The sequence below is a fragment of the Thiomonas sp. genome, from assembly GCF_054608695.1.
Genome location: NZ_JBTRXV010000113.1, coordinates 1 through 10,385, shown reverse-complemented (window position 1 = coordinate 10,385; position 10,385 = coordinate 1). Strand labels below are relative to the sequence as shown.

Annotated in this window: 8 protein-coding genes; 1 reads left to right on the top strand and 7 read right to left on the bottom strand. The window is 63.4% G+C overall.

The genetic code is table 11. The annotated features are described in order from the left end of the window. From ACYCUK_RS21485 to ACYCUK_RS21455, 7 genes are all read right to left on the bottom strand, one after another. Window positions 1-1,043 (bottom strand): O-antigen ligase family protein (locus tag ACYCUK_RS21485; RefSeq protein WP_461596669.1); only part of this gene is annotated, 1,043 nt, incomplete at its 3' end. A 16-nt stretch (window positions 1,044-1,059) separates the two neighbouring features. Next, entirely contained in the window at window positions 1,060-2,994 is a 1,935-nt protein-coding gene (asnB, locus tag ACYCUK_RS21480; protein WP_461596668.1) for an asparagine synthase (glutamine-hydrolyzing), read from the bottom strand. A 21-nt stretch (window positions 2,995-3,015) separates the two neighbouring features. Next, window positions 3,016-4,926: an asparagine synthetase B family protein gene (locus ACYCUK_RS21475; RefSeq protein ID WP_461596667.1), complete on the bottom strand. Its 1,911-nt coding sequence runs from the start codon at window positions 4,924-4,926 to the stop codon at window positions 3,016-3,018. Between the two features lie 26 nt (window positions 4,927-4,952). Then, window positions 4,953-6,068: a glycosyltransferase gene (locus tag ACYCUK_RS21470; protein ID WP_461596666.1), complete on the bottom strand. Its 1,116-nt coding sequence runs from the start codon at window positions 6,066-6,068 to the stop codon at window positions 4,953-4,955. Between the two features lie 145 nt (window positions 6,069-6,213). Continuing rightward, the gene (locus tag ACYCUK_RS21465; RefSeq protein WP_461596665.1) at window positions 6,214-7,443 is read right to left on the bottom strand and encodes a glycosyltransferase; all 1,230 of its coding nucleotides are present in this window, start codon (window positions 7,441-7,443) and stop codon (window positions 6,214-6,216) included. Window positions 7,444-7,480: 37 nt separating this feature from the next. Next, window positions 7,481-8,647, bottom strand: a complete 1,167-nt coding sequence (locus ACYCUK_RS21460) for a glycosyltransferase family 2 protein (RefSeq protein WP_461596664.1) — start codon at window positions 8,645-8,647, stop codon at window positions 7,481-7,483. A gap of 1 nt (window position 8,648) precedes the next feature. Next, on the bottom strand, window positions 8,649-9,434 hold the full coding sequence (locus tag ACYCUK_RS21455; RefSeq protein WP_461596663.1) for a polysaccharide deacetylase family protein: 786 nt from the start codon (window positions 9,432-9,434) through the stop codon (window positions 8,649-8,651). 484 nt (window positions 9,435-9,918) lie between these two features. Between ACYCUK_RS21455 and ACYCUK_RS21450 the strand changes: the two genes are divergently transcribed. Next, window positions 9,919-10,385, top strand: a 467-nt coding sequence (locus ACYCUK_RS21450; RefSeq protein ID WP_461596662.1) for a hypothetical protein, incomplete at its 3' end; no start/stop codon positions are given.

Below are 10,385 nucleotides of genomic sequence, written 5' to 3'. Positions count from 1 at the left end.
CCGTCTTCCGTGGTGCTCAGCACGTAGTAGTTGTGCGCGTCGTAATGGGCGTATGCCGGCGCATAGGTACCGATATTGCGCTCGAAATGGTTCAAGCCGACGCCCCAGGGGTTGCGCGCGATGAGTTGTGCAGCACCGCTCCAGATGATGAAGCGGCTCTCCGTACTGGTGTCGAGTTCCTTGTCCAGGGGAACTGCGACCACGCCGGGCATGGAATCCTTGGTTTGCATCGTCATGTCAATACGCGCAATGACGGAATCAGGCAACCAAAGGTGGTAGTTGAACAAGGCGATGACGATGACCGCCGCGAGCAAGGCACTGCGGCGGAAGGTCAGAATCAGGGCCAGGATCGCAAGAATGCCGTAGGACTGCCTGGAGTAGGTGAAGAAGTTGACGAAGATGCCGAAGGCCAGGCAGGCCAAGGCCATCCAGCGCACGGTGCGGCTCGAACGGTAGTAAAGGGCGGTGACCCCCATCAGGGTCAGATAGATGGTGTAGAACGCCGAAGAGCGGTTCGCGTCGGTCGAGTTCCAGCTAAAAGGCGCTGCTACGCGGCGCATTTCGTTGTAGTTGAAGCCATAGTCCAGCACCTGCCGCAGGCCGAGGTAGGTGTCGAAAAACACGGTGAACAGAATGGCGAAAAACAGCAGTTTGATGGTTCTTTTGTCCCGCACTGCGTAATAGGACAAAAAGAACAGCAGCATGTAGAGCAGGGCATTCTTGAGCGCCTGAAAGTCCGCCAGTACGGTCGATGCGTCGTACACCTGACCAATCAGGAAGCCCCAGATCAACACCAGTGAAAAAAACACGAACTGCTTTTTGAGCGGCGCCGGTCCTGGGGTCTGGGCCTTGTTCTTGTTTCTCATGATGAGTACCAAGATAGCGACAAACAACAGATTGGTGATGTTCAGCCCGGTCAGCGTGAAGTCTGGGAACATGCGCTGATTCGGGATGTAGAAAATGGTGAACATCAGCAGATACTTCAGCGCACGCGGCGTGGCCTGTACGTCGGTGGCGATGGCGGGGCTTGCGGCTTTCATCATCGATCAGGTGGGTTGGTCAGGCTGGAATGAGGCTGGCGGCCGGGGACTGCAACGCTGCACCGGAAAGTCCGTCAGCCTGGTCAAGGAAGCGTTGCGCCCACATTTCGTAGGTCAGGGTCAGCCACAGAAGCTCGCTGTTGTCGTGCGTGCCGGCCAAGTGCCGATTCATGCACAAGCGCACCCCTTCGACATTGAACACGCCGCGCTCGGCGAAGCGGCGTGAGTTGATGGTGTCGCGCATGAGTTCGCGCAAATCGTGGCGCAGCCAGTGGGCGATGGGAATGGCGAAGCCTTGCTTGGGCTTGTTCAGCACGCTGGCGGGCAGGAGTTCTTCCGCCACGCGCCGGAACAGGTACTTGCCCTTGCCGTCGCGCAGCTTGCCGTCGCGCAGCTTGAGGTCGAACGGCAGCCGCGCGGCGAATTCGAGCAGGACATGGTCAAGCAGTGGGGCGCGGGCTTCGAGCGAATTGGCCATGGTCATGCGGTCGACCTTGACCAGAATGTCGTCGCTGAGATATGTGGCCATGTCCCCGTTCAGGATGCGTTCCATCGGGTCGGGGATGTTCGCATCGAGAAAATGCCGGCGGATGCTGGAATAGGGGTCGGCCCGCTGGAACTCGGGGGCGAGGATGAGGCGCAGGTCGTCACTGTTGGCCAGCGCCACGCTGGAGATGTAATCGTCGGGGTAGGGCAATGCCATGCGCGTCGCGATGCGGCGCAGGCGCACGCCCAGCGTGCCGGGTGCGAGGGCTGCAGCGGTGCGCAGCAAAGGCCCGCCCAGGCCAAGTGAGGATCGACGCAGTGTGAGCAGCTTCTGGTATTTCGCATAGCGTTCGTAGCCGGCGAAGAGTTCGTCCCCGCCGTCGCCCGAAAGCACCATCTTCACATGACCCGCCGCCAGCTTGGCGACGAGATAGGTGGGAACCGAGGATGAGTCGCCGAAGGGCTCGTCGAAGTACCAGACCAGGTCTTTCAGCGTGGACACGGCGTTGGCCTCGACGACGAGTTCGGTGTGGTCGGCGCCAATGTGCCGGGCCACGGCGCGGGCTGCGGGCAGTTCGTTGAAGCGCTCCTCGCGAAAGCCGATGGAAAAGGTTTTCACCGGCTGCGCCATATTGCGCGCCATCAGCGCGGCGACCACGCTGGAATCGAGCCCGCCGCTCAGAAACGCCCCGAAGGGCACATCGCTCACCAGGCGCACGCGCACCGCGTCTTCGAGCTGCTCGAGCAGGCGGCGCTGCAGGGTGGGTTCGTCATCGGTCCACTTCGGCCCGAATACCGGTTGCCAATAGCGGCGCAAGCTGACTTGACCATGCTGCGCGGCCAGCACATGCGCAGGGGGGAGCTTGTGGACGCCTTCGTAAATGCTGGCGGGCGCCGGCACATAGCCCAGCGCGAAGTAGTCGTGCGTCGCTTGAGAAGAAACCTTGGCGCGAAAGCCCGGCACTACGGCCAGGCATTTGAGTTCGGAGCCAAAGGCCAGTGTGCCGTCAGCCAGGGTGGTGTAGTAGAGCGGCTTCTTGCCGAGGCGGTCGCGACCGAGCACAAGTTTGTTTTGGGCGAGATCCAGAATCGCCACGCCGAACATGCCGCGCAGGCGCTCGAACACGCCTTCGCCCCACTGCTCGTAGCCGTGCACGATGCATTCGGTGTCGGTGTGGGTGGTGAAGATGTGCCCCGCGGATTCAAGCTCGCTGCGCAGATCACGAAAGTTGTAGATCTCGCCGTTGAACACGATCCACACCGTGCGATCTTCGTTGTGGATGGGTTGATGGCCGGTGGCGATGTCGATGATGCTCAGGCGCTGCATGCCGATATGGCCGATCGGGTGGCGGAACACGCCCCGGTCGTCCGGCCCGCGGTGCTCGATGCGCTGGCACATGGCGTCGATCACGGCCGGATCGGCATCCAGCCGGCCGCCCAGTCCGTAGAGTCCTGCGATTCCGCACATGATGTCTGGCTCTGCTCGCGCTCAGGCCGCCATGGCCCGCGGCGCAGCTTGCGGCTGCAGGACCGTAGCCGTGTTTTGGCGCTCGGTGATGGGGTCGATGTATTCGCGGTGCCACAACTCGAGTACGGCCAGCATGTGAATATCGGCCGCGTGGTCCCACGCGCCGCTTTGGTGGCGCTCGATCAAGCCGCGAATGAAGTCGGGGTTGAAGTAACCGCGGGCGGCCGCGCGATCGGACAGCACGATGCCAGTGAGCAGCTTGGCATAGCTTCCGCCGCGCTGCAGCCACACGCTGGTGGGCAAGCCGAAGCCCTGCTTTTTCTTCTTGCGGATCGCTTCCGGCAGGATGTCGTTCATCGCCAGCTTGAACAGATGGCGCTTGTCCAAGCCGCGCACCTTGTCCGAAGCCGGCAGGCGGCCGGTGAAATCGACCAGGCGACGGTCGAGGTAGGGGAAGGCCACCTCCACGCCGGCCAGCTTGGCGGCGCGCGTCACCTTGACCACATCGTTGTCGGCGATGGTCATTTTCAGGTCGAGGTACATCAGCCGATGCAGCTCCGCATGTGCTTGAGCGTCGGCATAGATGCGGCGCTGCACGTCCAGCGCGTCGTCGGCTCGGACAGCGGCGCGGAACGCGGGGCTGAGCATCGCCTCGAAATGTTTGGAGGCGAAAGCGTCGTCGCTGTAGAAACGGTCGGGGTTGGGCAGTGTGGCGCGGTGAACGAAGTTCTTGATGCGGTTGGCGAAGCGCGAGTCCACTCCCTTGAGCGCACCAGCCAGGGTTTTGCCCAGTGCCCGCACGGAAACAGGCGCCGTGTGGAAGCGATGGAAGATCTGGTCCTTGCGATAGCGCTCGTTGCCGCCGAAGATTTCGTCGCCGCCGTCACCGGCGACCATCAGCGTGACGCCATTTTGTGCGGCCAGCGTGGTGCAGTAGAAGGTGGGAATGGCGGAGGAGTTGCCGAAGGGCTCGTCGTACGCGCCCACCAGTTTGGGCAGGGCGGCAACGGCGTCGTCTTCACTCACGCGATACTCGTGGGCTTTCAGGCCGAAATGCTGACTGGCGATGCGTGAGTAGGGCAACTCGTCGTAGCCATCTTCCTGGAATCCGATGGAAAAGCTGTTCACTGGGGCATCGTGCGCTTGCGACAGAATGCCCGAGATGCTGGAGCTGTCGGTCCCGCCGCTGAGAAACGTGCCCCAGCCCTGCGCGTCGGCACTGCGGTAATCGCGCACGGTGTGCAGAATGGTTTCACGCAACTGCTCAATGCGCTGCGCCTGCGGTGCCGCCATGTCTTCCGGGTAGCGGGCATCCCATTGGCGGCGCAGTTGAACCCGCGCACCATTCCATTCCAGGCAGGTTCCGGCGGGCAGCTTGGCCGCACCTTCGATGACGGTCAAAGGTGCGGGTACATAGCTGAAGTTGAGGTATTGGTACACCGCCTGCAGCGATACGCGGGGGGCCAGCAGACCGGAGCGCAGGATGAGCCGCAAGTCGCTGGCGATGAGCAGGCCGGCGCCCACTTGCGCATGAAACACCGGGCAGGTGCGGAACGCATCGGTGCAGGCCAGTGCGCGTTTGCCGTCGACCGACCACAGCACGTAGCTGTAGCGACCGTTGAGATGTTGGTGCGCGAAGCGGCCATCGCGCACCCAGGCGGCGACCACCGCGTCGCGCGGGTCGATGGCTGCGGCTCGCGCGCTGCCCCGCGGGGGCTCCAGGGCCAGCCCCAGTCCGCCAGCTGTGCCATCACCAATGATGCGGGTGTCGCCGCGCACCCAGACATGAACATGGGGGACTGGCATCGCCTGTCGCACTGGGGAGTCGCTGGCGGCCGGGGGCCATAGCGCGGGGTCGGACAAATCGGCCATTCCGGCGGGTGGCCGCTCGGGGCCGATGAGAACCAGAAAATCGCCGAGGATGGCAGACATGGATGGAAGCGGTGAGAGTTAAAGGCTCAGGGACGAGGCGCGCACCGCAGGGTTGCCGCTTCCTCGTAGAGGGTTGCAAACGCGGCCACCATCGCCGGCATGCTGAAGCAACGCAGCGCCTTGTCGCGTGCCGCACGGCCCAGGTTGACGGCTTGCTCGGGGTTGTCGATGAGGCGCTGGATACAGGCGGCCAGCGCGGCGTCGTCGCCGACATGGAACAGCAGGCCCGTGCGCTCGTGTTCGACCAATTCGACATTCCCCCCGGTACGCGATGCAATCACTGGACGTCCGCACATCATGCCCTCGAGAATGACGTTTGACAGCCCCTCAACCAGGGAGGGCAGCGCCACCATGCTGGCTGCCGACATCAGTGCCGCAGCGTCATTGCGCTGACCCAGGAAATGGACTTGCTCGCTCAGCCCGAGCAACCCCGCTTGTTGCCCGAGCGCCGGGCGCAGCGGACCATCTCCGGCGATGATGAGTCGTGCATGGGTGTTTCGCAGTTGGGCCATGGCACGGATCAGTGTGGCCACGTCTTTTTGTTCGACGAGGCGGCCGACGAACAGGATCAAGGGCGTGTTCAGATCGATGCCGAGCCGAGTGCGCACGGTCGCGCCGGTTTCAGGCGCAAGCTCGGGCACGGTCACGCCGTTGTAGATCACGCGGATGAGCCCGGGCGGCAGTTGCATGCTGCGCCGCGCGCTTTGCGCGCCCGCCTCGGAGTTGGCCACGACCTGCCATGACCGCCGCATCACCCATTGCTTGATGCGGCGGTGCAGCGGGCGCTCCCAGTCGTAGGTATTGCGGATGGAGCTCAGCAGCACGGGCTTGCGCCGGGCGGGGAGTAGGGCGTGGACCACGGCGCCCCACAGTTCGCCGGTGAGGGCGAAGCAATGCATCACGTCGAACGCGCCTGCTGCCACGGTCTGGCGCAGACGGCGGACGAACCCCGGGTCGATGCGCGCATGCTTGGCGACAAGCAGAACGGGCACGCCGGCCTGCTCGAGCTGGTCGACAAAAAACGAGCGGTTGCGGAAATACAGAACCGTGGGTTCGAAGCGCGAGCGGTCGAGCCCCAGCGCCATCTGCACGATCTGACGCTGCGTCCCGCCGACCTCCATTTCATCGGTGACGATGAGCACACGGATCCTGCGCGGCCTCTCGAGCGGATTTCGGGGGAAGTCCGCTGGCGGACGATTGGGGGCACTTTCAAGCAAACCGCCGGGCCGCCCCAAGGTTGGCTTGCCCCCTCGGGGGGGGTCCGCTGGCGGACCATTGGGGGCACTTTTACCCATGACCGACTTGCGCGGCGACCTTGCTCGGCATGCCGTCCGAGGCGATGGCGGCATGCAATTTGGCAGCTTCGGTGGCAATGGCGAATTCAGCCACGACCTTGCGCCGCCCCTCCAAGACGCGGGTTTGGACTTCAGCCGTGTGGCCGAGCTGGTGTTCGATGCAGCGTGCCAGATCGGCCGCATCGCCGGGCTCGGCCAGCAGGCCGCAGATCTTGTCCGTCACCAGCTCCGGGATGCCCGAGACGCGCGTGGACACCACGGGCGTGCCGCAGGCCATGGCCTCCATCAGCGCCACGGGAATGCCGTCGCGGTCGCCCTGCGGCGTGATCACGCAGGGCAGCGCGAACACCGCTGCCCTGCTCAGCAATGCGCGCACTTCCTCCTGTTTGCGCGCGCCCAGTAGTTGCACCTTGTGCTGCAAGCCAACCCTGGCGATTTGCCGGGAGAGGGGATCGCGCAGCGGGCCTTCGCCGACGATGCGGCAGGTGAACTCCACGCCGCGTTCGGCCAGCAGGCCGCAGGCATCGATCAGATGCTCGAAACCTTTGATCGGGTCCAGCCGGCCGACTGCCAGGATCAGCCCAGGCTGCCGGTCCTGCGGCTTGAAGGCATAGTCCTGGGGGGAGACCCCGCAATGAATGACGCGCATTCGGTCGAGCAGGACGAGCGAGACACGGTCGGCAAGAAAAGTGCGGTTGTACTGGGAGATGGTCACGCTGAACCTGGCGCGCGCCAATTTGGGCGCCAGCAATTGATCTTCCAGGAAGATGTCGTGTGCATGGGCGGTGAAGCTGAAGGGAAGCCCCAGCCGGCCCGCGGCGAACATGGCCGCCGTCGAGGGATAGGTCGCCCAATGGGCGTGCAGGTGGCCGGGCTGCAGGCGCCTGACGGCGCGCAGCATCGCCAGGGTGCGCCACCAGGTCACCAGGGTCTTGACCAAGGCCTGCGGCTGACGCCGCAAGCCTTGCACGATTTGCCCTAGCTCGGTGAAGGAGCGCAAGGGGTGGCGCAGGAGTTCGGCTCCCGCCAGCAGCATGGCGTGCGTCTTGCCGGGCGGGTAGATCACCCTGTCCAGCAGCGTCTGGGCGTCGGACTGCGTCAGGGCTTCACTGGGCGGCTTGAGAGAGACGATGTGGACATCCATGCCGAGGTCGATCAAGGCACGGATTTCGCGCACGATGAACGTTTCCGACCAGCATGGAAACAGGGAAACGAAGTACACCACCCGCATCGTCGTGTTCGCTTTCTTGTTTCGGGAATCAGGCCTGCGGCCGTTCGGGGGTCGTTGCTGGGCCGGCGCGCCAGAGGTGGGCGTTGCGGTTGGTGAGAAACTCGAAAAATCCGAGCATGGCGTAGCCGTTGAGTGCGATGAAGGTCGTCGCCAATTTCACCAGGCCGCAGTTGCGGCATGCCGGCACCAGCGCGCCGAGCAGCGGCAGCGCATAGAACGCCAGTTGCAGGGCCAGCAGCGCGGCGTAAAACGTGGAATGCAAGGCCAGCGCGACATTGCTCAGCAGGGCCAGCGACATGGCCCATGGCGCCAGCAGCCGCAGCAGCTTGTGGGACACGAACTGGATGAAGATGGGGTTGCGCCAGGGCAGCAGCAGTTGCGGATAGAGCAGAAGCAACTGGAAATTGCCGGCCAGGGTGCGCACCTTGCGGCGGCGTTCCTGCCGGGCTTCGGTCGAGGGGGTGTCGTAGGCCAGGGCGCGGCTTTCGAACACCACGCGCCTGCCCTGCATCGCCGCCTGCATGGGGATGGCCACGTCGTCGAGGATGGTGCTGGGTGGTATGGGCCTGAAACAGCTTTTGCGCAGCGCATACAGCGCCCCGGTGACGCCGGGCACCGAGTGGATGGCCGCTTGGCTGCGGCGGATGAATTTTTCATAGCGCCAATAGGCGCTGACGCCGCTGGCGAAGGCGTTGGCATCTTCGGCGACGAAGACCAATTCGCCGCTGACGGCGCCGACCTGCGGATCGGCGAGATTGGCCGTCAGATGGCGTACCGCTTCGGGGTTGAGGCGCTGGCGCGCATCGGTCAGCACCAGAACCTCTTCATCGCAGCTGGCGATGGCGTCGTTCAGGCATGCGGCTTTGCCGCGCGTCAGCGGAAAAGCAAGCAAGCCGACTCGCGGCGAGGCGAAGCCGCGCACGACATCGTCCATGCCATCGGTCGAGCCGTCGGAGACGATGAGCACCCGCAACCGGTCAGGCGGGTAATCCTGTGCCAGGCAGGTTTCGATCTTGGCCCGAATGCGTGCCACCTCGTTGCGCGCCACCACGATCATCGCCAGCCGCGGTCGGTAGTGAGGCGATGCCGCCACGGGCCGTGGTGCCAGGCGCGCCCACAAGGCCACAAGGGCTGGATAGCCGAAGTAGGTGTAGAGCAGCAGGGCGATGCTGACCCAGAGCAGCCATGCCGCCATCTCAGCGCCCGCCCGAGGCCAGGCGCAGCAGGCCGCGTCGCACGCGCTCGTAATTGGTATTGCCCAGCAACTGCTTGCTGGAAGTCAGGGCGCCGTGGCGCAGCCGCTGGCGCAGCAGTTCCAGGCGGTCTTGTGCGAGCCATTTCGAAAATTGCGCTGGCGTCGTGCCGCGCAACACGGCCAGGCGTGGAATGTCATCGGACCGCAAGTCACGCCACAGGGCTACGCGCGACGAGCAGATGGCCTTGTAACCCAGGCGCGTGGTGGTGAGGTGCATGCCGGCCGGCATGCGTCCGCCGGGTGGCGCGAACAGCTCGACCGGGCAGCCGAGCTTGTCTTCCAGCATGGCCTTGGAGGTGTGCAATTCCTGCTCGACCTCGGCTGGGGGGAGTTCGTCCAGGTAACGATGGCTGTGTGCGTGCGACTGGATCGACATGCCCGCCGCAGTCATGTCGCGCAAGGCCTGCCAGCTCAGATGCCCAGCCTTGCCGACGGTTTGCGTATTGACGAAAAAATCACCGGAGCCACCTGCATCGTGCAATGCCTGCGCTGCCCAGGCATTGCTGACGTCGCCGTCGTCGAAGGTGAAGGCTACAGCGGACGCTTCCGGGCGCAGCAGCAGCGACTGCACGCTCTGGGGTCGTCGTCCGGCGTCACGGACGAGTTGGAGTTGTTCCAGAAACCGGGCTGGGTCGACCGAATAGTGCGCATCGGCTCGTGAAAAGCCATCGCCTACAGCGGATACTGCGTGATACATCAAGACCGTGGTTGGATGGGGTTTGATCATCGCAGTCAGGTGGGCAGAAGTTCCAATCGGGCTTGCAACCCTGCCGATTTTTCGCAGTTGGGTCCATCATCGTATTCGTTGGAGTGTGACTTGGAACCCTCGATTCATGGGGTTGGCCTGGGTACCTTGCGGAATTGTTCAGAGATCAATCCATAAATCGACAAATCTGAAGCCTGCGGCCGGCAGGTTGAGGACGTTGTGCGGCCGGCCCCCGGGGGCACGGGACGGGCACTGGCGGCTGAGCAGGAACGTGAGGTGGAGCGTTGATCCGGGAGGAGTGCTGCTGCATCAAGCTGGCCGTGCGTTGGAGCCGACAGGGGACCCTCTGCATAGGTCGTCGTTCCGTTCAGCGAACTTTTGTGGCTGACCCTGAACTACGAGATGTGGCACGGCGCCTCTTCGACGCACGCGCTGACCGATCAGTACGTCACCAAACCCGTAGGGCGCAAGCTCATGTTCGTCCGACGGGTCACCATGGACCGCGATGAAAGCCGAAAGCCAAACTGCCGTTCAAGCCACGCCGCGGGCACTGAGGCTGTTACTCGCTGCCGCCATTTTCTACATCCCGAATCAGTCCCATTTCCCGGATTTTTCGGGCACCGGGCTGAACGTCACCAATCTGCTGTTTTTCAGCATCCTGCTACTGGTTGTCCGCAACAAGGCCCAGAACCCAGGACCGGCGCCGCTCAAAAAAGAATTCATTTTCTTTTTTCTGGTGCTGGCCTGGGGCTTCCTGATTGGCCAGGTGTACGACGCAACAACCACCTTGGCCGATCTCCAGGTGCTCAAAAACTGCCTCATCTACATGTTGTTTTACTTCCTGGCCTACTACGCGGTGCAGGACACAAAAACCATCAAATTTCTGTTTTTTGTCATCCTGTTCACGACGTTTTTCGACGCCTACCTTGGCCTGCGCCAGGCCATGGATTACGGCTTCAATTTCAATGCGGA